Genomic DNA, 20,490 nt, shown 5'->3' on the forward strand with positions numbered 1-20,490 from the left:
GGCCAGGTCCGTGAAGTCGTTGGGTGAGACGACCTTGCGTTGGACGATCGAGAAGAAGATCTCGATCTGGTCGGTCCAGGCGCCGAGACGATGGTGTTGCTCTGCCGCCCGGACGTGGTCCCGTTCTACACGCAGCTGGGATGGCCCAGGGTCTCCGTGCCCGTCGCCTTCCGCCAGCCCGACGGCACTCGGACCTTGCCAGTGACCGCCATGACCGACGACCTGGTCGGCCTGCCTCATCCCACCATCAGTGTGGACCTGCGGGGTCTGCCCTTCTGGACAGGCCATCAACTGCCCTGGCGGGGCTTCCGGCGCCGGGGGCTAACGGTCCTTCTGTTCGGCCTCGGTCGCCGCGTGCAGCGCCTTGGCGGTCGGCGGACTCGGGGCCAGTGAGGTCGTCGCGGGTCATGGTCTCGATCAGCGTCACGGCTTGCGTCCGGCCACAAAAGAGCGTGCAACGCGATTACCTCGCCGCGGACCCGCATCAGACCCGCCGTACTCCGGGACGCGCCGTTGGTTGCGGGACCGGCCCGGCGGTCGGCTGCCTCGACTTGGCCGGTCTGCGGGATCACCTTCGGGGGCGGCCCGGTGTCCTTCCTGGATGTCCGTATCCGGCCCTCTACGCACCGGACGCCGGCTTGTCGCCGACGTAGGCGTCCATGCCGATGAAGAAGGCGCAGAACCGCCAGCAGCCGTCCTCCTCGCGGCGCACACGCGCGTGATAGACGACGCTGGCCCCCCAGCGGACGGTGCCGTCGGCCACGGACACCAGACCGAACGCGATCGCGGTGGCCGTGCCGGCCGTCAGGTCGAGGTCCTCGACGAGGATGTTGCCCATCAAGTGCCTGCGCTGGTCGGCCTGTTTGGTGATGACCTCGGACAGTCGCCGCCGGATCCGGATGCGGCCGTCGAAGCGCTCGAACGGCTCGGCGGAGCCCTCCGCCACCTCGAACACCGCGTCTTCGGTGAAGCAACTGGCCAACTGGTCGAACTGCGCCTCGTCATGGGAGACAGCGAAGCGGTGGAAGGCATCGGCGATCCGGGCGCGGGCGGACAGAGCCTCAGGGCCGAAGTCGGCGGGTTCCAGCGGCCGCATCGCGACGCGGCCCTGACGGTGCGCCCAGGCCTGGGGCGGTGACGACGGCATGACTTACCTCCTGCGCGGCAGCGGACGAGACGGGCGAAGTGGATTGCTGGAGGGGTGGACAACCGTCAACGACGGTGCGATCCGCACAGCTCATCGTGGGGGGGCGGACCTCCCGTTCCGCCTCGCTCTACCCTGCCCACGACCTGTCGACAGACGGGACTCAATCGATGCCTAAGGCGTTGATTGACGCCATCAGTGTCGACACTACAGGATCCGGCGCGCAACCGGATCACTCAGAGCGTGATCGGTCGGCCGACGCGGCGCCCTCGCAAACGCCGCCGCGGATCCGCCGCATCCGTCCAGGCGGACGCCGTCACCGGCGCGGGGCCGCGGAAAGCAGTTCACAGACGCCGCCGACACGCCCGGCCGGCAGAGGGGTCCGGCGGTACGCGCCGTGCGGCGCCGTCGACTCCGCTCGGCGATGACGGACCGAACTTCGAACTCGATGCGCCCCTTCGGGCGTTGCGGGTTTTCGGCATCCGCACCCCCGTCGGCCACCTAGTGTCGTCAGTCGACCAATAATTTTCCTTGCCGCGCCCCTTGAGGGTGCGAAGTGTCGACAGTACTGTCCCCATCGAACCTCGCGTGAGGAGAACGTTCATGCATGCGTGCCTCAGGGCGATCCTCTGCGGCGCGGCGTCGAGGCGTGCGCCGCACGCGGCTCCGGCGCGCGTCGGAGCCGCGATCGTGCCGGACATCAACCATCTGCCCGACGTGCCCTGATCCGGACGCACCGCGCGGGCACGCGCCCATGGGTCCACCCGTCGTCACCCACCGTCCGACCGGCCCGCGGTTCCGGTCGGCCACGCCCGAAACACACTGGAAGACAAGGGAGTTCATAGTGGTACGCACAAACAGCAAGGACGCCGACGGTCAGGCCGACGCGTCCTTGATGGACCGAAACGTCACGTACCGGGCCCGCAACCGCGCGCTCCTGGTGGCGGTCGCCGGTCTCGCCATGACCCCGGCGCTGGTCACCCCGGCCACGGCGAACTCCGCGCGAAAGGGCGCGGAGAACGGCACGAGCGGCAAGACCCTCACCGTGAAGTCCGGGCAGACCCTTGAGCTCACCGAGACGACCACGGTCAGCGAGCTCACCATCGCGGACGGCGGTGCCATCGCCGCCCCGGACGGCTACAGCCTCACCCTCACCGTCAACGGCGTCGAGACGGGCTCGAAGCTGGACGACCTCTACGACAACGACGGCATCGTGACCCACATCGCGGCCGGCACCTACCGCGGTGACGTGGTGATCGACGTCGCGGCGGCCAACACCATCACCTACAACAGCCGGAGCTGGCCCATCCGGCAGGCGGTGTACGTCGACGCGGACGGCATCGACAGGGACAAGTCCGTGCTCTCGGCCGTCCTCGGCGGCCGCGTGCGCGACACCTCGGCGACCGGGCTGCAACTGGTCTCGAAGGGCGAGTCGTTCAACGGTGTGTACGTGGCCGGCGGCTCGTACGAGCTGAACTCCCCGCGGATCAAGTTCGACGGCAACGGGCGCTGCGACTTCATCGGCTACGGGGCGTCCGTCGTCGGCACCGGTGAGGGCACCACGCTCGTCATCGACGACGCGCACATCGACAACCGGGGCGTCGTCCGCACCGCCGTGATCGCTGACGCCACCGCCACCGTGGTGGTGAAGAACTCGACCATCAAGGTCGCGGACGGCGAGCTGCCCTCGGACTACCAGGACACCGGCGACACCTCGTTCATGATGACCTGCCCCTGGCTGCTGGGGGTCTACGGCACGGTCCGGGCGACCAACCTGCTCGGTACCGACACCAAGGCCACCTACCTCAACACGTCCATCACCAACGAGAACTGGGGCCTGCTCTCGGTCGACTCGGGGAAGAACTGCACGCTCACCGCGGTCAACTGCGACCTCAAGCACACCGGTACCTCCGGATACGGCACCTACGCCATCGGCAACACCACCGAGCACCTGCTCGGCAACGACTGGGACGTCGCGACCTACGCCTCGATCCTCTGGGGCGCCGCTCTGATCCACTACGGCGACAGCAGCCCGGCCGCGGTCAAGGCCCTCAACGACTCGGCGTCACTGGGGCTGAGCGCCCGGGACATCGCCTCCGTCCGCACCCGCCGGACGCGCATCAACTCCAAGCGCTTCGGGTTCATGTGGCAGTCCACCGGTCCCCTGGTCATCGACGGCGGAACCCAGGTCACCACGAAGGAGACCGTGTTCCTGTCCAAGGCGGCGGCCTCCTCGGTCACCGTGGACGGCTCGAAGGGAGCCCGTCTCACGCCGGCCAACGGCGTGCTCTACCAGCTGATGGACAACGACAACGCCGGCAAGGTTGTCGTGAGCGGCTACCCGTGGACAGCCAACTACACGGCGTCGTACACCCAGCCGACCGCCGCCGCGGTGAAGTCGACGAGCTTCGACCCGACGACGGCGCAGTCCGCCGACGCGAAGGGCACGTTCACCGACATCTCCCTCAAGGGCGACTTCTACAACGGGGTGCTCGGCGGCGGGGTCGGTTCGCTGCAGGGCAAGAACCTCGTGCTGGACTTCACGCGCAGCACGGTCGAGGGCGTCATCTCGGCCAGCACGGCGGTCCACAACGTGAGCACGATCAACAAGGCGAACTTCGACCAGCTCGGCGTCGTCAATAACACCCCTTCGGCGGTCGTCAACAACGGCGTCATCGTGACTCTGGGCAGCGGCTCCACCTGGACGGTCACCGGGACTTCGTACCTGAGCTCCCTGACCCTGGCCTCCGACGCCGCCGTCAAGGCCCCCCGGGGCAAGAAGGTGACCCTGACGGTCGACGGCACGGCCACCGAGATCAAGGCGGGCAGCGCCTACACCGGTGCGGTCACGCTGACCGTGGCGTGATCCGGAACTGACGCGGCCCCCGGGATGTCACCGCATCCCGGGGGCCGCGTCATGTCCGCCGGCCCCGCACCGGCGGCGGGTTACTTCCGGTGGGCGCTGTGGCGCCCGAGGAAGGAGAGCAGCAGTCGGTTCCAGGCGGCCGGCTGCTCCCAGTGCGGGTTGTGTCCCGCCTCAGCGACGACGTGGGTCCGTACGTCCCGCAGATGCCGGGCGTGCAGGCGCATGACCGACGGCGGGCTGTAGAGGTCGGCGTCGCCGGTGACCAGCTGGACCGGAAGGGTCAGCGTTTCCAGGGCGGCCCAGGTGATCGTGTGCGCCAGTGCCTGAGCGAAGGCGTCCGATGTCCGCGCACGCGCGTTGACGGCCAGCCAGGCGGCCACGCCGTTCTGGTCGCCGGCCCGGTAGGAGGGTCCGAGTTCCTTGACGGCCACCGGGAGGTCGCCGAACGGCTCCGGCTGGAGTGCCGCGGTCAGTGCCAGGTACTCGGCGTCCTGCACGCCCATGACGCTGCCGGAGACGGTCAGGCTGAGCAGGTGTGCCTCGTGCCCGAGGGCGTAGTCGAGGGCGACCGGGCCGCCGGCGGCCGAGCCGGACAGGTGGAAGCGGCCCAGGCCCAGGTGCCCGGCGAGCGTGTGGAGATCGCCGGAGAGAGTGTCGGCCTCGGACCTGGTGCCCGCCACGGAGCCGTAGGCGCCGCGCCGCGAGTAGCCGATGACGCGGTAGCCCGCCGCGGCCAGTACGGGCTGCTGGTACGGCCAGCTCTCCCCGCTGCCCGATCCGGGGTGCAGCAGCACGACCGGTTCGCCGTCACCGCCGGTGTCCCAGCACCACAGGCTGCCGCCACCGGCGACCGGTACCCGGTACTCCGTGACCGGCACCTGTTCGGGGACCGGCACCGGCTCCCAGACGGCATCGGAACCGGACGAGGCCCGGGCGGTGCCCACGGCGGCGGTCGTCGTCGCCAGCGCGGCCAGGGCGGCGCCGCCGACGACGGCCCGTCTGCTGGGGGTGCGCTTGGTGCTGCCGTTCTCGTGCACTCTGCCTCCAAAGAAACGAGAGGGGAACGTGGGGCCGGAAAATGCGGTACTACTAGGGCTTGCGGGGCTGAAGGAGCCGCCTGGACGTGCCGGCGACGCTTAGCGGCGCTCCCGCTCTGTGTCGACAGATGAGCCCGGACCGCGGCAGTGCGTGATGCAATCATGCGCTAGTGTCGACATTATTGTCACTACCGTGAAGTAGTTCCGGACCACACAGAGGGACGCGGCGCATGTCGGATCAGGACACACATCTGGTGCTCCAGCGTCTGCTGCGGCTGCGGGACCGCCGGGAACCGCTGGTCGCGCAGATCGCCGAGTGGGTCGGTGCGGGCATCATCGAAGGGCGGCTGGAGCCGGGCCAAGACCTCAACAGCGTCGAGCTGTCCCGACGCTTCGACACCAGCCGGACCCCGGTCCGTGAGGCGCTGATGCTCCTGGAGCAGGAGGGGCTGGTCGAGATGAAGGCCCGGCGCCGGCCCCGGGTCGCCGCCCCCTCGCTCGCCGACATCCGCGACATCTACCAGGTACGGCGGCATCTGCTGTCGATGCTGGCGGGGCTGCTGGTCGAGCGGGCCGACGACACCGAGCTGGCCGAACTGCGCGGCAGGGTCGAGAAGATGCGGGAACTGGCCGACGCCGGGGACGTGGACGCGTACTTCTGGAGCCATGTCCAGCTCCAGGAGCGGATGACCGAGATCGCGGGCAACGCCACCCTGAAGCAGATCCTGGACTCGCTCGCCCTGCGGACCCTGATGCTGCGGCACCTGAGCCTGACCCGCCCCGGCCGGCTCGCCTACAGCGTCGACGACCAGGAGCGACTGATCCAGGCCTGCGAGGAGCGCGACGGGGAACTCGCCTCCGCGCTGATCGCCGGGGCGACGGTACGGGCGCTGCGCGCGGTGGAGGAGCAGATCGAACTGGACACCGCGAGCAGCCGCAGGCCCGCACGCAAGCGCCGCTCCGTCGCCTGAACGGCACGCCCCGGGGCGCTACTTGGCGAGGACTCCGCCGTCCACCGGGAAGTTCCCGCCCGTCACCCAGGCCGCCTCGTCGGACACCAGGTAGACCGCGCACCAGGCGATGTCCTCGGGCCTGCCGACCCGGCCGAGCGGGATGCGGGCCAGCAGCGCCTCGCGTTTGGCACCCTCGTGGGCGCCAGCCGTCTCGGTGGCGGGCGTGCGCACCATCCCGGGCGAGATGGTGTTGGCCCGGATCCCGGCCGGGCCGCCCTCCACGGCGAGCTGCCGGGTGAGTCCGAGCACGGCGGCCTTGCCCGCGCAGTGCGCGACCATGCCGAAGTTGCCGCTGCCCCGGAAGGCGTTGACCGAGGCGAAGTTGACGATCGAGCCGCCGCCGGACGCCTCCAGGTGCGGCCAGGCGGCCTGTACGGGCAGGAAGACCACGTCGACCTCGCCGCGCATGGTGGGGGTCCACTGCGCGTCGTAGTCCATCTCGGCGGCGCTGGCCATGTGCGGGGCGATGGCGCCCGCGGTGACCAGGGCGTCGATCCGCCCGTGGCGCGCGAACGCTTCGTCCGCGAAGCGCCGGGCGTCGGCCGGGTCGGTCATGTCCAGCGGCGCGACCACGTCCAGGGCCAGCCCGCGGTCGGCGGCGAGCTTGCGGGTCCGCTCGGCCGCGGCCGCGTCGATGTCGCAGCCGACCACGGTCGCACCCTGCTCGGCGAAGAGCAGCGCGCACCCCTGGCCGATACCGGCGCCGGCGCCGGTGACGAGGGCGACCTTGCCGGAGAGCCGGCCGGTACCGGGTGTCGCGGTGGCCCCGGGGCGGGTTTCGGTCGTCACGTTGTCCTCCTGAGAGCGGTGAGCTGGGTGCCGGGCGCGGTCCGCTGCTCCCGGACCTTTCCTCTCCCACCCTTCCTAGTGTCGACAGTACGGCCGGGTCAAGCGTTCCGAGCGCAGAAAGTGCTCAAACTGTCGACAGATGTCGACGGATGGGGCATGCTCTCGCGGTGAACACGCCCCGCACCCCGCCCTGGAAGGGAACCGTATGACGCACCACCGCAGGTACCGCGTCGCCGTGGCCGCGGCCGTCGGCCTCACGCTCGCGGCGGCTTCCACCGGCGCGGCCGCCGCCCGCCCCGGCCGGCCCCACCACACCCCCCGCTGCCCTGGAACCGTGTCGTACACGCAGCTCGGCACCTCCGCGACGACCTCCACCAACCCCCGGCACGTGGTCTTCGCCGACCTCGACGGCGACGGCCGCAAGGACGTCGTGGCCGCCAACCTGGAAGGCGACTCGGTGACGGTGCTGCTCGGGCGGGGCGCCGGGACGTTCGCGCCGGGCAGCACCTACGCCGTCGGCTCCCACCCGTACCAGACCGTCGTCGCCGACTTCGACGGCGACCACCACCCTGACCTGGCGGTCACCGACTTCGGCGGCGCTCAGGTCAGCATCCTGCTGAACAACGGCGACGGCACGTTCGGCGCGGCCACCGCGCTGGACGTCGGCACCGCTCCGCGGGCCCTGGCCACCGGCGACCTCGACGGCGACGGCCGCGCCGATCTCGTCGTCGGCGAACAGGGACCGAACGCCGTGCGCGTGCTGCTGGGCAACGGTGACGGCACCTTCGAGGACCGGGGCGACGTCGCGTCCGTCAGTTCACCCCACGGGGTGGTGGTCGCCGACTTCGACGGCGACGGCGCGGCGGACGTGGCCACCGCGAGCGCCGGCACCAACGGGGTGAGCGTCCTGCTCGGTGACGGCACCGGAGCGCTCGGCACCGCGGTCGCCTACCCGGCCGCCGCCCGGTTGTACTCCCTGGCCAAGGGCGACTTCAACGGCGACGGCACCCTCGACCTGGCCACTGTCAGCAACGACACCGACACCCTCGACGTGCTGCTCGGCAACGGCGACGGCACCTTCCAGGAGGCCACCGCCTACACCACGCCCGGCCTGCCGGTCGCGGTCGGGTCCGCTGACCTGGACCGCGACGGCAACACCGACCTCATGGTGTCCTCGCTGAAGGGCAACTCGGTCACCGTTTTCCGGGGCTCGGCCGACGGCACCCTCAGCCAGTCGGCCGAGCTCGCGGCGACGGGCGCCTACGACGCCGCGGCAGCCGACCTGGACGGCGACGGCCTGCCGGACATCGCGGTGGCGAACAGCACGGTCGGCCAGGTGGACGTCTTCAAGGGCCACTGCGGCGCCTGACCGGCCGCTCGTCACCGGGCCCGGGCCACCGGCAGCTCCACGTCCAGCGCCACCAGGAAGCGGGACACCATGCTGTACGCGGCCACCGTCGCGGTCAGTTCGACCAGTTCCGGGGTGGTGAAGTCGCCGCGCAACGCGTCGAAGACAGCGGCGGGGACGTGTACGTCGCGGGTCATGGCGTCGGTGTAGGCGAGGACCCGGCGCTGCCGCTCGTCCAGGGCCGGATGCGCGTCGGTGTCCTCGGCGCGCAGCGCGTCGAACTGGGCGTCGCCGAGTCCGGCGGCGCGGGCGTCCGCCTCGTGGGCGGCCCACTCGTAGGCGGCCCGGTTGAGCACGGCGATCCGCAGGATCACCAGTTCGCGGATGTCGGCGGGCAGGGAGAGGCGCTGGCGGATGGCGCCCAGCAGGCTGTTCCAGCCGTCCGCGAGCTGCGGGCTGTGCAGCAGCATCCGGTCCAGGGGCCGCAGGTCGCCCCCGCGTCTGGTGCGGATGCGGTCCGCTGTGTCCCCGATGCCGTCGGTACCCGGCAGTCGTGCCACGGGCGTGTCCTTTCTCTGGGTTCCGAGACCGTCTTCAGCGGTCGCCGGGACGGCGCAGGGTCCGCGTGCGCACCGTGTCGCCGAAGACCAGGGCGGGGGTCTCGTCCGGCCCGGTGAACTCCGGCCACGGCGGCAGCGAGCCGCCGGCTGGGTTTCCCGTCGCGACGAAGCGCGCCCAGGCGTCGGCCATGGCGGACGCCAGGCTCCGGTCGGTGTCCTGCCAGGGCCACTCGGGGCGCTGCGCCAGGTTGTCCAGTACGTAGGGGAGTTCGGCGGTGTGGTACACCCCGAGGTCGGGCAGGCCGGACGGGAGCGGGGGCCTGCGCGCGAAGCGGTACATCCGCACGGGCGCGCGGGACGTGGCGCGGTGGGTGCGCGCCCAGTGCCATACGGGGCCCACGAACCGGGCGTCGCCGACGGCCCCGGCGTCCTCGCCGGGACGGGCGTACACGGTGCCCTCGTCCTCGTTGGTCCCGACCAGCAGCGGCACGGCGTGCTGGCGGCCGGCGGCGAAGACGTCGTCGGTCGGCTCGGTCAGCACCCGGCCGTCGACGACCGGTCCCAAGTGGCCGCGTACGATCAGCTCGACGCCCGAGGTACGGCGCAGCGCCGCGATGTCACGGCCGCCGAAGCCGTCCGCGTACGCCAGGCCCTGGATCTGCGCGTCCGCCTGGCTCGGCAGCGGGCCGTCCGCCCGGCCCACGCCGGAGGCGCTCTGGCCGAGGGCCGCGCCGAAGAGCGGCCGGCTCGCCGTGGCGGCCATCAGATGGCAGATGTGGGCCGCTCCGGCGGAGTTGCCCACCAGAGCGACCCGGTCGGGGTCACCGCCGAAGGCCGCGATGTTCTCGCGCACCCAGGTGAGGGCGGCGACGATGTCGAGCAGCCCGTAGTTGCCGGAGGCGCCCAGGTCGTCCTCGGCGGCCAGTTCGGGGTGGGCGAGGAAGCCGAGGGCGCCCAGCCGGTGGTTGAGGGTGACCACAACCAGGCCCCGGCCGGCCAGGGCACACCCGTCGTGGATGTCCTGGTGACCGTATCCGTAGCGGTTGCCGCCGCCGTGGATCCAGACCATGACCGGCAGCCCGGTGCCCGGTGCGGGATCGGGTGTCCACACGTTGAGGTAGAGGCAGTCCTCGCTCATCACCAGGGGCCGCCGGTCGGCGAAGTTGGTCCGGTACATGACGGAGTCGGCCGGCGGCTGCGGCTGCAGGGGCGCGGGAGCGAAGTCGTACGCGCGCCGCTCCCCGTCCCAGGACGCGGCGGGCCGGGGCGGCCGCCAGCGCAGGTCGCCGACCGGGGGCGCGGCGAAGGGGATGCCGCGGAACACGGCGGCACCCCTGTCCCACTCTCCCAGCAGCCGTCCGGTGGCGGTGCGGGCGCGCGGGGCGTCCGCACCGCCGGCGCGCACCCGTCCCCGGGGAGCGCCGAGGCTCTGCGGGGAGGCACTCACGCCGGGGCCTTGTACAGCCGGCCGTCCTTCATGATCGCTCCCAGCCGGTCGCGGTCCTGGAGGATGCGGATGTCGTCCAGCGGGTCGCCGTCGACGAGCACGAGGTCCGCGAGAAAGCCCTCCCGGATCAGGCCGAGTTCGTCGCCCATGCCCATCACCTGGCCGCCGTACTGAGTGGCGGCGCGCAGCGCCTCGGCGGGGGTGAAGCCGAACCAGTCGACGAACAGCTCCAGGTCGCGGGTGTTACGGCCGACCGGGTTCCAGGCGAAGCCGTAGTCGCCGCCCGGGACGACGCGGATGCCGCGCCGGACGAGTTCGGGGACGACCTGCTTGACGGCCTTCTCGGTGACCTCGACCTCCATGCCGGGCTCGGGCTCGCTGTCGGCCTCGTGCAGGTTGGCGTGGATGATGCCCGGGGTCGGGGCGACGAACAGCCGGTCGCGGGCCTCCTCCAGCAGGTCGAAGGCCTCCTCGTCGGCGAAGGTGCAGTGGTAGACAGCGCGGATGCCGTGCCGTACCGCCATCTTGATCGACTCGGCGGCGTGCGCGTGGGCAGTCAGCCACACCCCGCGCTCGCGGGCCACGGCGGCCGCGGCGGCGACCTCCTCGTCGGTGAACTGCACGATCCGCGAGGTGCCCTGGACGACCGCGCTCTCGCCCGACAGTGACAGCTTGACGATGTCGACGCCCAGGTCGGCCATCTCCCCGACGAACCGGGCGACCGACTCCGGGTCGGAGGCACGGCCGTCGACACCGGGGAAGTCGTAGACGCCCGGCTCGACCATGCCGGCGGTGCCCTCCCAGGAGGCGGCCTTGAAGCGCGGTCCTGGCATCCAGCCCTCGGCGAACGCCTTGCGGGCGGCGGTCTCCGTGCGGGGCAGCCGGTTTCCGCCCGAGTAGGCGCTGGTGATGCCGTGGTCAAGGAGGACCCGGCCGGCGTGCGCCACCAGCAGGGCCTTCTCCTCGTCGGGCTCGTCACGGCGCCGCGAGCGGTGCTCGACGGTGGAGCCGAAGCCGAGGTGGGTGTGGGCGTCGACCAGGCCCGGGATGAGGGTGCCGCCGCCCCCGTCCACCACCCGGGCGCCGGCCCGGCGGGCGGCGGGGATCCGGGGGGCGACGGCCGTGATGCGGTTGCCTTCGACGAGGACCTCGGCCGCGAAGGGGTCCGCGCCGGTGCCGTCGAAGACCTGGACGCCGGTGAAGACGGTCGTGTCGTTCATGGTGCGCTCCTGAAGGTGTGCCGCATCTCGCCCAGTCCCTCGATCCGGCTGATCAGGGTGTCACGGGGACCTATGAAGCGTTGCGGGGTACGGCGGTTGCCGACCCCGGCGGGAGTTCCGGTGAAGATCAGGTCGCCGGGGCGCAGCGGGCAGATCGCGCTGAGGTGGGCGACCAGCCGGGGCACCGGGAAGATCATGTTCGAGGTGCGGTCGTGCTGGACGACCTCCCCGTTGAGTGCGCAGGTCAGCTCCAGGTCGTCGCGGTCGGCCAGTTCGTCGACGCTGACCAGGGCGGGACCCACCGGGCCGAAGCCGGGGAAGGACTTGCCCAGCGAGAACTGGGCCGGGCGGCCGGTGAGCTGGACGATCCGCTCGGACAGGTCCTGCCCCACGGTCACCGCGGCGACCGGGTCCCAGCCGTTCTCCTCGGGGACCCGGTAGGCGTCGCGGCCGATGACGGCGACCATCTCCAGTTCCCAGTCGACATGGCCCTCTGGCAGGTCGACGGTGGCGTACGGACCGGTGAGGCAGCTGGGGAACTTGGTGAAGACCAGCGGCTCGGCCGGTTCCTCGTAGCCCGCCTCGGCGGTGTGGGGGCGGTAGTTGAGGGCGACGGCGAAGATCTGCCGCGGCTCGGGGACGGGAGCGAGGAGGTCGGACTCCCGGTACGGCACGGCAGTGGCCGGGTCGACGCCGGCGGACCAGCGCAGCAGGCCGTCCCACTGGGCGAAGAGCGCGGCCGGGTCGGTGTCGAAACCGCCGGCCGCCACGTCCACGGCGCCGTCTTCGGTCAGCAGGGCCAGCCGGCCCGCGAGGTTGGCGATGCGCATGCCCTCACGCCCACTGGCCGGCGGGCGGCTCGGGGGTGCCGTGCGCGTCCTGCCAGGAGACGACCTTGTTGCGGAGCACGCCCAGCCCCTCGATCTCGGCCTCGACGACGTCGCCGGGCTTGAGGTAGTTGGCGAACGGGTCCTCGGTGCTCGCGGCGACGCCGGCGATGGTGCCGGTGGTGATGATGTCGCCCGCGCTGTAGGTCTGCGGGGAGTGGTAGGCGACCAGCTGCGGGATCGACACCGACATGCGGGAGGTGTTCGACTTCTGCCTGACGTCGCCGTTGACTCGCAGTTCCATGTCGAGGTCGTGCGGGTCGTCGATCTCGTCGGCGGTGACGATGTACGGGCCGATGGGGCAGAAGGTCTCGATCGCCTTGGAGAAGGAGAACACCCCGGACTCCATCTCCTTGCGCTGGATGTCGCGCGCGGTGATGTCGTTGAAGACGAGGTAGCCGGCGATGTGCTCGGCAGCCTGCTCGGCGCCGAAGAACCTGCCCGGCTTGCCGATGATCACGGCGAGTTCGAGCTCGTAGTCCAGCTCCCGGGTCAGGTTGGCGGGGTACACGATGTCGTCGTCGGGGCCGATGATCGCGTCCACGTTCTGGAAGAACACGATGCCCTTGTTGACCGGGTGGGACCAGTCCACGCGCTCCAGGTCCTCATGGTGCTCGCGGAAGTTGCCGGCCGTGTGGAAGAACTTCTTGGGCACGATGGGAGCGCGCAGCCGGACGTCTGCGAGCGCGAAGGTGCGCCCCGTCTCACCGACCTGGCCGTCGCGCTCGAAGAACTCCCGGGTCGACGGGACGTCGAGTTCGACCACTGTGTCACCGTCCAGGCGCCCCACGAGCCCCGCGTCGAACGTCACCAGTTTCATCAAGGCCTCCGTGTCACGGCGTCACCATAAACTGTCGACACTCAGCGTGCATCATTCCGATTTTCACGTCAACAGGGCATGAAGTGTGGACACCTTGTCGGGGCGTGAACTACGGTCCAGAACATGAAGACGATGTGGAACTTCGCCGCCACGCGCGCCCTCGTCGCCGGCGCCGGAGGAATCGGAGCCGCCGTGACCCAGGCGCTGGCCGACGCCGGGGCGGACGTGGTCGTACTGGACCGTGACGCCGGGCAACTGGCCAAGCTGTCCCGTACCCGCACGGCCGAGGGATTCGGCGCCGTCGAGGGCCTGAGCGCCGACCTCACCTCCGCCGACGCCTGCCGTAAGGCCGTCGCCGGGGCCGCGGAACGCCTCGGCGGGATCGACGTGTTCGTGCACGCCGTCGGTGTCAACGACCGCAGGCCGGTCCTGGAGACACCCGACGAGGTCTGGGAGCGGATCGTCGCGGTCAACCTCAGCAGCGGTTTCTGGCTCGGCCGGGCGGTGGGCGCCCTGATGGTGCCGAACGGTTACGGCCGCATCGTCTACCTCTCCTCCGTGTCGGGCCTGCTCGCGCACCGGGACCACGCCCCGTACGCGGCCACCAAGGGCGGCATCAACCAGCTCATGCGCGTGATGGCCCGCGAGTGGGCACCGCACGGCATCACCGTCAACGCGGTGGCCCCCGGCTACACCGAGACCGACCTCACCCGCGCCTACCTCGCCAAGCCCGGGATGCGCGCCGGCATGGAGGCGCTGGTCCCGGCCGGGCGCCTCGGCCGCCCGGACGACCTGGTCGGCCCCGCGCTCTTCCTCTCCTCCGCCGAGGCCGGTTTCGTCACCGGGCAGGTGCTGTACGCCGACGGCGGCCGCACTCTCGTCTGACCAGCCCGTCCTCCCGCCTTCTCGAGAGCTCCTTCCCCGACCTTCCGACCTTCCGACCTTCCGACCTTCCGACCTTCCGACCTTGCGAACTTGCGAACTTGCGAACTTTCGAACGGAGTCGTCATGACCAACTCCCAGCGATTCACCGGCCGGACGGTGCTGGTCACCGGCGCCGGTACCGGCTTCGGTGCCGAGATAGCGGTGCGCGCCGCCCAGGAGGGCGCCGACGTCGCGGTCCACTACCGCAGTTCCGGCGCGGGCGCCGAGGCGACGGCCGAGCGGATCACGGCGCTCGGCCGCAAGGCCCTGGTCGTCCAGGCCGACATCGCTGAGCACGAGCAGATCAAGCGCATGGCCGACGAGGTCTGGAGCCACTTCGGCCGGCTCGACGTGGCGGTCAACAACGTCGGTGACGTGGCCCGCGAGCAGATGTCCTGGCGGGACATCTCGGAGGAGTCCATCGACCACGTGCTGGCGGTCGACGTGAAGGGAACCCTGCTGTGCACGCACGAGTTCGGCGCGCGGATGCTGGAGCAGGAGGGCGGCGGCGCCATCGTCAACATCGGCTCCACCGTGGTGGCGCGGGGCAGCGCGCGGGCGCCGCAGTACGCGGCCGCCAAGTACGGCATCATCGGGCTCACCAAGTCGTACGCGCACGCCTTCGCCCCGGCCGTGCGCGTCAACGTCTTCGCCCCCGGGTTCATCGAGACGACGGCGACGCTCGGACGCGAGGACTGGAAGAGCGGGCGCGGCGACCATCTGCGCAAGATGACCCCCATGGGCCGCATCCCGGGCCCGCAGGAGCTGGCCGGCGCCGCGCTCTTCCTGGCCACCGAGGACGCCCACCACATCACCGGCGGCTTCCTGATCGCCGACGGCGGCTACAACATGATCGGGGCCTGACCCCTCAGCGGCTCCGAAGCCCCGGGCCCGGTACGCCTGCGCGTACCGGGCCCGGGGCTTTCGCGCGCGCACGGCGTGACTCAGTCGCGGTCCAGCAGTTCGATCAGGTTGCCGTACGGGTCCGCCACGAAAGCCATCCGGGAGCCGGGGCGCGGGGACGGGCAGGGCGGCATGCTGGGCTTCGCGCCGGCCGCGAGGAGCCGGGCGTACTCGGCGTCCACATCGCCGACGCACAGGCACATGTGCCCGAATCCGTGCCGCCCGGCCGCCTCCAGGGCGGTGTCCACCGCTGGGAGCGGCCGGGCGGAGGGACGGTGCAGCAGCTCCAGCCGGTAACCGCTGGCGTGCAGCAGCATCACCCCGCGCAGATCGGTGCCCGGGACGGCGAACGCCGGGGCTGCCGTGAGGTCGAGCGCCGCGGTGTACCAGGCGGTGGCGGCCTCCAGGTCCGGCACCGAGATGCCCACGTGGTCGAAGCGTGTCATCCGTCAGTGCACCGCCCCTTTGGCGCTCTCCAGGCCGGCGGGCTCGGTGGCCGCGGCCGGCTCCGGCTCGGCAGCCGCCCGGGTGCCGCGGATCTGGGTCAGCACACGGGTGCGCAGATCGGTGAAGCGGGCGTCGGCCCGGGTGGTGATCTGGTCGCGGTCGGCGCCGAGGTCGACGGTGAGGTTGTCCACGACGGTGGTGGGCCTGCCGCCGAGCACGACGACGCGGTCACCGAGGTAGACGGCTTCGTCGATGTCGTGGGTGACGACGATGACGGTGATGCCGAGCTGCGCGCGCAGCTTCAGCGTCAGGTCCTCCAGGTCGAAGCGGGACTGGGCGTCGACCGATCCGAAGGGCTCGTCCATCAGCAGCACGGGCGAGTTGTAGGCGAGGCCGCGGGCGATGGCGACCCGCTGCTGCATGCCGCCCGAGAGCTGCCAGGGGTACTTGTCGCCGACGCCTGCCAGTCCGACGGCGGCCAGGCACTCGTCGGCCCGCTCGTTGCGTGCGGCGCGCTTGACGCCCATGCCCTCCAGCGGGAAGGCCACGTTGTCCCGCACCCGCATCCACGGCAGCAGCGAGCCGCGGTAGTCCTGGAAGACCACCGCGATGTCGGCGAGCGGCTTGACGACCGGCTTCTCGCCGTAGCGGACCGTACCCGAGGTCGGCTTGGTCAGGCCGGACAGACAGCGCAGCAGGGTGGTCTTGCCGGCGCCTGACGGGCCGACGACGCAGACGAACTCGCCCGGTTCGACCCGCAGCGACAGGCCCTCGATCACCCGGTGCTCGTCGGCGCCGTGGCCGAACGTCTTGCAGACGTCCTCCACGATGAGGCTGGATCCGCCGGCTTTCAGATCTCGCTTCATGATGTGGTGACCTCGTTCCGGGACTGGGGCTTGGTCCGCCGGGTGCGGGGCGGACGCTGGTGGTACCAGCCGAGCAGCGCGTACTCGGCCGCGAGGAGCAGCACGCTCAGGCCGTAACCGAGGATGCCGATGAGCACGGTGCCGGCCCAGGTCTCCGGGACGGCGAAGCTGGAGCCGCTCTGCAGGATGAAGTTGCCCAGGCCCACGGGCGAACCGTAGATCTCGCTGACGACCATGAGGACCACCGAGATCGACAGGGCGACCCGGATGCCGGCGAAGATCTGTGGCAGGGCCCCGGGCAGGACGACCTTCAGCAGGCGCAGCCTGAGCGGGATGCGGTAGCTGTGCGCGGTCTCGTGCACGGCCGGGTTGATGCCGTGCACACCGCTGATGGTGTTGAGCAGGATCGGCCAGAGGGAGCCCAGGGCGATCAGGAAGATCTTGGGGCCCGAGCCGATGCCGAGGGTGAGGATGATGACGGGGACGAACGCCACGGTCGGGGTCGCGCGGGCGAAGTCCAGCAGCGGGGCGGTGGCCTGCCGCAGCAGCCTGCTCTCGCCGATGACGAGTCCCGCGCCGACTCCGACGACGGTGGCGGCGGCCAGCCCGGCGACGATGTTGCGCAGGGAGAACCACAGATCGTCCACCAGCCCGTCGTGCACGAGCTCCCGCCACAGGGTGGTGAGCACCTCCGTCGCCGGCGGGAAGTAGAAGCTGGTGTTGCCCGCCGTGCCGACCAGCAGCACGGCGACGCACAGGACCGGCAGCCACAGCTGCTTGAGCGCGGACGTCCAGAAGGCGCCCGGGGGTTTCAGGGACATGGTGTCTCTCCCCGCCTCATTCGGTGGCCGCCGGCGGGCGCCAGCGCAGCAGCCGGGCTTCGGCGGACTGGGACAGCAGATTGATCAGGTAGCCGATCGCGCCCGCCGTGATGATGTACGCGTAGGCCTGGGCCGACGCGCCGCCCTGCTGCGCGTTCACGACCTCGTGGCCGATGCCGGGCAGGGTGGTGAGCACCTCGACGCCGATCGCCACGAGGACGGAGGTGGTCGCCGCGAGCCGCAGACCGGTCATGATCGAGGGCGTGGCGCTGGGCAGGACCACCTTGCGAAAGCGCAGCAGTTTCGGCACCCGGTAGCTGTGCACGGTCTCCGCGATCATCGGGGTCACGGACCGGGCGCCGTACTGGGCCTGGAGGAAGATGGGGAAGACGCAGGCAAGGAAGACGACCGTGGCCTTCATCGTCGGTGTCGATCCCAGCACCAGCAGGAACACCGGCAGCAGCGCGATGACGGGGAACGAGCGCAGCACGTCCACGAGCAGCCGCGAGGACTGCTCGGCCGCCGCGTACGTCCCGGTCACCAGCCCCAGCGGGACCCCGATCACGATGGCGACGGCGAAGCCCGTCAGGGCCCCGTCCAGGGTGTCCCCGACTGCCTGCCAATAGGCGCCGCTGCTGAACAGGCCCGGAAACTTCCCGAACACCGATGCCGGGCCGGGCAGGGCCGTGGAGCTCACGAGACCGGCCGCCGCGACGGCCGCCCAGGTCAGGAGGACCGCCGCAACGGCGGAAAGCTGGAGCAGGAGGAGCCCGGACCGCCCGGGGCCCCCCGGCCGGGCGCGCACGGTGGTGCGCGCCCGGCCGGGGGCCGGACGCCGGCCCTCGGTGGAGATGGCCATGGTGTGGTGTACCTCTGCTGTCGGTCAGCCGCCGGTGGTGGTCGGAGCCTGGTCCCAGTAGATGGCGCTGTCCTTGGGGGAGCTGCTGAGCAGGCCGTACTGGTGCATCTTCGTGATGACGGTCCGCATCACGGTCTTGTTGACGGTCTTGTCGTAGTACGAGACCTGCTCGTCCTTGATGAAGTCGGCGGACAGCGTGGTGTACTTCGCCTGGATCGCCTTGACCGCCTCGGGGTGCGCGTTGGCGTAGGTGATCGCCTTGGCGACGGCGGCGGTGAACTTCTTCGCCGTGGCGGCGTTCGCGGACAGGTACTTCTGGGTGGAGAAGAGGACACCCTGGGGAATGCCCGGCAGGTCGTTCATGCCGTTGCCGATGGATTGCAGCCCGGCCGACTTGGCGGCCGAGTAGAAGGCGCCGAAGGAGTAGACGGCGTCGGTCTTGCCGGTCTTGGCCGCGTCGGTCAGGGAGGGCGTCGGCAGGGCGACGAACTTGACCTTGCCCGGGTCACCGCCGTCCTTCTCGACCAGGTACTCGACGATGAACTGGATGGTGCCGCCGAGCGCCGCGAGGCCGACGGTCTTGCCCTCCAGGTCCTTGAAGGACGTGATGGGGCTGCCCTTCTTGACCAGCAGGCCGTCGGTGGGGTCGGTCCTGGTGGTGGCGGACTGAAGACCGGTGGCGATCCGGATCGGCATGTTCTTCGCGGCGCCCTTGAGGAAGCCCGAACTGTCCGTCATGGCGAACTGGGCCTCGCCGTTGAGGACGGACGGCGCGTTCTGCGAGGTGTCCTGGGCGCCTGCCTTGATGGTGACGTCGAGGCCCGCGTCCTTGAAGTAGCCCTGCTGCTCGGCTATGTAGAGCGGCTCGAAGATGGCGCCGTTGGAACGCAGCACGGTGATCTTCGCGGTGCCGTCGTCCGACTTCGCGCCGGAGGAGTCCGAGCCGCAGGCGGCGAGCGGAGCGGTGACGGCGAGCGTCACGAGGGCGAGGGAGAGACGGCGGCCCAGCGGGTGTCTCGTGAGCTTCGACATGGACATGTGCTCCTTTGCACGGTTACGACGGCTCGTGGACGCGCGCCTACGAGCGAATGCGGCTCTGTACTGATGCTGTGGGGGCCCGCGGTTGCGGGGAGACGGGGGCCGCGGCGCTACGAGCGCGCCGCGACGGCGTAGGCGGTGGTGGACTCGGCCGGTGCCATGTACGTCCGGAAGAACCCGTCGGGGTCGTGGACACCGCGGATCTTCTCCAGCCGTTCGGCGTTCTCGGGGCTGAGGCCGAGGTCGAAGCGGTCGGCCAGGTTGTTGTCGGAGAACTGCAGGCCCTTTGACAGGTGCTGTACTGCCGCCAGGGACCCGTGGACCCAGTTCTCGTGGACCAGGTCCTCGGCCGGGTCGCTCCAGCCGGCGTTGGGCGAGAGGTAGGCCTTCGCCTGGGCGGACCAGCAGGCGTCGGGGCGCGGCGGATAGTGGCCCCACAGCATCCACAGCACGAAGCTGGTGCCGCTCGGGATGCCGTCAAGGACGGGCGCGGCGGCGGTCAGGATCTCCTCGACGGGCCCCTCGGCCCATACGCCGTCCACGGCCCAGCGCAGGCCTTCCGGGTTGAGTCGGTCCGCGATGTCGTACAGTTCCCCGATGGTGGTCTCCTGGCCGACCAGGGCACGTACCGCCTGGTCACGGAAGGGAGCCTGTTCCAGGGGCGCCAGGGCTTCCGGGCCGTGTTCAGGGGTGCAGAAGGCGGTGGCGGTCAGGGAGACGGTCCCGGTGTCGAGCCCGGGGGTGAAGCCGACCTTCGCGGAGAACTCCACGGTGGTGGGCAGGGTCCCCAGGGTGTCGTAGGACCAGGCCAGCACCTCGTCGCGGAGGGCGAGCGGGTAGCTGTGCACGGTCCGGACGATCTTCGTCGGGCGTTCGTACACGTCCAGGTGGAAGCGGGTGACGATGCCGAAGAACCCGGGGCCGCTGCCCCGTGCCGCCCAGAGCAGGTCGGGGTGGGTCTCGTCGGTGGCGTGCACGAGCGTTCCGTCGGCGAGGACCACGTCGATGGCGCGGATGCTCAGGCAGGCCGGTCCGAGGTGACGGGAGTTCCAGCCGTAGCCGCCGCCCAGGATGAAGCCGCCGATGCCGACGGTCGGGGCGTGACCGGTGGGGAAGAACAGACCGTGCTCGGCGAGGGCCTGCTGGATGGCCGGGCCTTTGGCGGCCGGCTGGACGCGGGCGGTGCGGCTTCGGGGGTCGACGTCGATCTCCTGAAGCCGGGAGAGGTCGATCAGCAGACCTCCGTCGCGCACCCCGTTGCCGACCCAGCTGTGTCCGCCGGAGCGGATGGAGACGCGCAGTGCCTCCGCCCGGGCGAGGCGCACGGCCAGGACGACGTCCTGCTCGTCCTCGGCGATGACGATGACGTCGGGGAACCGGTCCGGCTTGCGCTCGTTCCACACGGCGCCGAGACGGGCGTTCTCATAGCTGGCATCACCACGACGGATGACAGTTCCGCGCATGGACCGGGCAGGGTTCGGATCGGACGACCTGGACAACT

Annotated in this window: 20 protein-coding genes; 6 read left to right on the plus strand and 14 right to left on the minus strand. The window is 71.0% G+C overall.

Going from position 1 to position 20,490, the window contains the following annotated elements:
• Window positions 1-39 precede the first annotated feature (39 nt).
• Window positions 40-393, plus strand: a complete 354-nt coding sequence (locus MB828_RS23375; RefSeq protein WP_301649931.1) for a hypothetical protein — start codon at window positions 40-42, stop codon at window positions 391-393.
• A 226-nt stretch (window positions 394-619) separates the two neighbouring features.
• On the opposite strand, the gene MB828_RS23380 is transcribed toward MB828_RS23375, so the two are convergent.
• Window positions 620-1,147: a nuclear transport factor 2 family protein gene (locus MB828_RS23380; RefSeq protein WP_301649932.1), complete on the minus strand. Its 528-nt coding sequence runs from the start codon at window positions 1,145-1,147 to the stop codon at window positions 620-622.
• Window positions 1,148-1,988: 841 nt separating this feature from the next.
• Here MB828_RS23380 and MB828_RS23385 point away from each other — a divergent pair.
• Complete coding sequence (locus MB828_RS23385) at window positions 1,989-4,010, plus strand: hypothetical protein (protein WP_301649933.1); 2,022 nt, start codon at window positions 1,989-1,991, stop codon at window positions 4,008-4,010.
• An 80-nt stretch (window positions 4,011-4,090) separates the two neighbouring features.
• On the opposite strand, the gene MB828_RS23390 is transcribed toward MB828_RS23385, so the two are convergent.
• Window positions 4,091-5,047 (minus strand): alpha/beta fold hydrolase, encoded by a 957-nt coding sequence (locus MB828_RS23390; protein ID WP_301649934.1) that lies wholly within the window; start codon window positions 5,045-5,047, stop codon window positions 4,091-4,093.
• A 230-nt stretch (window positions 5,048-5,277) separates the two neighbouring features.
• Here MB828_RS23390 and MB828_RS23395 point away from each other — a divergent pair, with 230 nt between their 5' ends.
• Window positions 5,278-6,018 (plus strand): GntR family transcriptional regulator, encoded by a 741-nt coding sequence (locus MB828_RS23395; RefSeq protein WP_301649935.1) that lies wholly within the window; start codon window positions 5,278-5,280, stop codon window positions 6,016-6,018.
• Between the two features lie 18 nt (window positions 6,019-6,036).
• On the opposite strand, the gene MB828_RS23400 is transcribed toward MB828_RS23395, so the two are convergent.
• On the minus strand, window positions 6,037-6,849 hold the full coding sequence (locus MB828_RS23400; protein WP_301649936.1) for an SDR family NAD(P)-dependent oxidoreductase: 813 nt from the start codon (window positions 6,847-6,849) through the stop codon (window positions 6,037-6,039).
• Window positions 6,850-7,054: 205 nt separating this feature from the next.
• On the opposite strand from MB828_RS23400, the gene MB828_RS23405 reads away from it, so the two are divergent.
• The gene (locus MB828_RS23405) at window positions 7,055-8,218 is read left to right on the plus strand and encodes an FG-GAP repeat domain-containing protein (RefSeq protein ID WP_301649937.1); all 1,164 of its coding nucleotides are present in this window, start codon (window positions 7,055-7,057) and stop codon (window positions 8,216-8,218) included.
• Between the two features lie 11 nt (window positions 8,219-8,229).
• On the opposite strand, the gene MB828_RS23410 is transcribed toward MB828_RS23405, so the two are convergent.
• From MB828_RS23410 to MB828_RS23430, 5 genes are read right to left on the minus strand one after another with little or no spacing between them, the layout of a single operon-like run.
• On the minus strand, window positions 8,230-8,757 hold the full coding sequence (locus MB828_RS23410; protein ID WP_301649938.1) for a carboxymuconolactone decarboxylase family protein: 528 nt from the start codon (window positions 8,755-8,757) through the stop codon (window positions 8,230-8,232).
• A 34-nt stretch (window positions 8,758-8,791) separates the two neighbouring features.
• On the minus strand, window positions 8,792-10,204 hold the full coding sequence (locus MB828_RS23415) for a carboxylesterase/lipase family protein (protein WP_301649939.1): 1,413 nt from the start codon (window positions 10,202-10,204) through the stop codon (window positions 8,792-8,794).
• Window positions 10,201-11,424 (minus strand): amidohydrolase family protein, encoded by a 1,224-nt coding sequence (locus MB828_RS23420; protein WP_301649940.1) that lies wholly within the window; start codon window positions 11,422-11,424, stop codon window positions 10,201-10,203. Before MB828_RS23420 ends, MB828_RS23415 begins: the two co-directional genes overlap by 4 nt.
• Window positions 11,421-12,254 carry a fumarylacetoacetate hydrolase family protein gene (locus tag MB828_RS23425; protein ID WP_301649941.1) on the minus strand — a complete coding sequence of 278 codons (834 nt, stop codon included), beginning with the start codon at window positions 12,252-12,254 and terminating at the stop codon, window positions 11,421-11,423. The genes MB828_RS23420 and MB828_RS23425 overlap by 4 nt, the downstream gene beginning before the upstream one ends.
• Window positions 12,255-12,258: 4 nt before the next feature.
• Window positions 12,259-13,131: a fumarylacetoacetate hydrolase family protein gene (locus tag MB828_RS23430; protein WP_301649942.1), complete on the minus strand. Its 873-nt coding sequence runs from the start codon at window positions 13,129-13,131 to the stop codon at window positions 12,259-12,261.
• A gap of 123 nt (window positions 13,132-13,254) precedes the next feature.
• Between MB828_RS23430 and MB828_RS23435 the strand changes: the two genes are divergently transcribed.
• Window positions 13,255-14,016: an SDR family NAD(P)-dependent oxidoreductase gene (locus MB828_RS23435; protein WP_301649943.1), complete on the plus strand. Its 762-nt coding sequence runs from the start codon at window positions 13,255-13,257 to the stop codon at window positions 14,014-14,016.
• Window positions 14,017-14,139: 123 nt separating this feature from the next.
• Window positions 14,140-14,919: an SDR family NAD(P)-dependent oxidoreductase gene (locus MB828_RS23440; RefSeq protein ID WP_301649944.1), complete on the plus strand. Its 780-nt coding sequence runs from the start codon at window positions 14,140-14,142 to the stop codon at window positions 14,917-14,919.
• An 80-nt stretch (window positions 14,920-14,999) separates the two neighbouring features.
• Here the strand turns inward: MB828_RS23440 and MB828_RS23445 are convergent, their stop codons facing one another.
• From MB828_RS23445 to MB828_RS23470, 6 genes are all read right to left on the minus strand, one after another.
• Entirely contained in the window at window positions 15,000-15,404 is a 405-nt protein-coding gene (locus MB828_RS23445) for a VOC family protein (protein ID WP_301649945.1), read from the minus strand.
• A 3-nt stretch (window positions 15,405-15,407) separates the two neighbouring features.
• Complete coding sequence (locus tag MB828_RS23450; RefSeq protein ID WP_301649946.1) at window positions 15,408-16,271, minus strand: ABC transporter ATP-binding protein; 864 nt, start codon at window positions 16,269-16,271, stop codon at window positions 15,408-15,410.
• Window positions 16,268-17,092 (minus strand): ABC transporter permease, encoded by an 825-nt coding sequence (locus MB828_RS23455; protein ID WP_301649947.1) that lies wholly within the window; start codon window positions 17,090-17,092, stop codon window positions 16,268-16,270. The genes MB828_RS23450 and MB828_RS23455 overlap by 4 nt, the downstream gene beginning before the upstream one ends.
• A 16-nt stretch (window positions 17,093-17,108) precedes the next feature.
• Window positions 17,109-17,951, minus strand: a complete 843-nt coding sequence (locus MB828_RS23460; protein WP_301649948.1) for an ABC transporter permease — start codon at window positions 17,949-17,951, stop codon at window positions 17,109-17,111.
• A 24-nt stretch (window positions 17,952-17,975) separates the two neighbouring features.
• A complete protein-coding gene (locus MB828_RS23465; protein ID WP_301649949.1) occupies window positions 17,976-18,983 on the minus strand; it encodes an ABC transporter substrate-binding protein in 1,008 nt (335 codons plus the stop codon).
• Window positions 18,984-19,099: 116 nt separating this feature from the next.
• Window positions 19,100-20,452, minus strand: a complete 1,353-nt coding sequence (locus MB828_RS23470) for an FAD-binding oxidoreductase (protein ID WP_301649950.1) — start codon at window positions 20,450-20,452, stop codon at window positions 19,100-19,102.
• Window positions 20,453-20,490: the final 38 nt, after the last annotated feature.

This window comes from Streptomyces arenae (genome assembly GCF_022343545.1).
In the GTDB taxonomy this organism is placed as follows: domain Bacteria; phylum Actinomycetota; class Actinomycetes; order Streptomycetales; family Streptomycetaceae; genus Streptomyces; species Streptomyces humi.

Coding starts and splice junctions, on each gene's coding strand:
- MB828_RS23465 (WP_301649949.1), bottom strand. CDS start 18,983: ATGTCGAAGCTCACGAGACACCCGCTGGGCCGCCGTCTCTCCCTCGCC.
- MB828_RS23405 (WP_301649937.1), top strand. CDS start 7,055: ATGACGCACCACCGCAGGTACCGCGTCGCCGTGGCCGCGGCCGTCGGC.
- MB828_RS23435 (WP_301649943.1), top strand. CDS start 13,255: ATGAAGACGATGTGGAACTTCGCCGCCACGCGCGCCCTCGTCGCCGGC.
- MB828_RS23440 (WP_301649944.1), top strand. CDS start 14,140: ATGACCAACTCCCAGCGATTCACCGGCCGGACGGTGCTGGTCACCGGC.
- MB828_RS23425 (WP_301649941.1), bottom strand. CDS start 12,254: ATGCGCATCGCCAACCTCGCGGGCCGGCTGGCCCTGCTGACCGAAGAC.
- MB828_RS23380 (WP_301649932.1), bottom strand. CDS start 1,147: ATGCCGTCGTCACCGCCCCAGGCCTGGGCGCACCGTCAGGGCCGCGTC.
- MB828_RS23455 (WP_301649947.1), bottom strand. CDS start 17,092: ATGTCCCTGAAACCCCCGGGCGCCTTCTGGACGTCCGCGCTCAAGCAG.
- MB828_RS23430 (WP_301649942.1), bottom strand. CDS start 13,131: ATGAAACTGGTGACGTTCGACGCGGGGCTCGTGGGGCGCCTGGACGGT.
- MB828_RS23445 (WP_301649945.1), bottom strand. CDS start 15,404: ATGACACGCTTCGACCACGTGGGCATCTCGGTGCCGGACCTGGAGGCC.
- MB828_RS23420 (WP_301649940.1), bottom strand. CDS start 11,424: ATGAACGACACGACCGTCTTCACCGGCGTCCAGGTCTTCGACGGCACC.
- MB828_RS23395 (WP_301649935.1), top strand. CDS start 5,278: ATGTCGGATCAGGACACACATCTGGTGCTCCAGCGTCTGCTGCGGCTG.
- MB828_RS23460 (WP_301649948.1), bottom strand. CDS start 17,951: ATGGCCATCTCCACCGAGGGCCGGCGTCCGGCCCCCGGCCGGGCGCGC.
- MB828_RS23450 (WP_301649946.1), bottom strand. CDS start 16,271: ATGAAGCGAGATCTGAAAGCCGGCGGATCCAGCCTCATCGTGGAGGAC.
- MB828_RS23470 (WP_301649950.1), bottom strand. CDS start 20,452: ATGCGCGGAACTGTCATCCGTCGTGGTGATGCCAGCTATGAGAACGCC.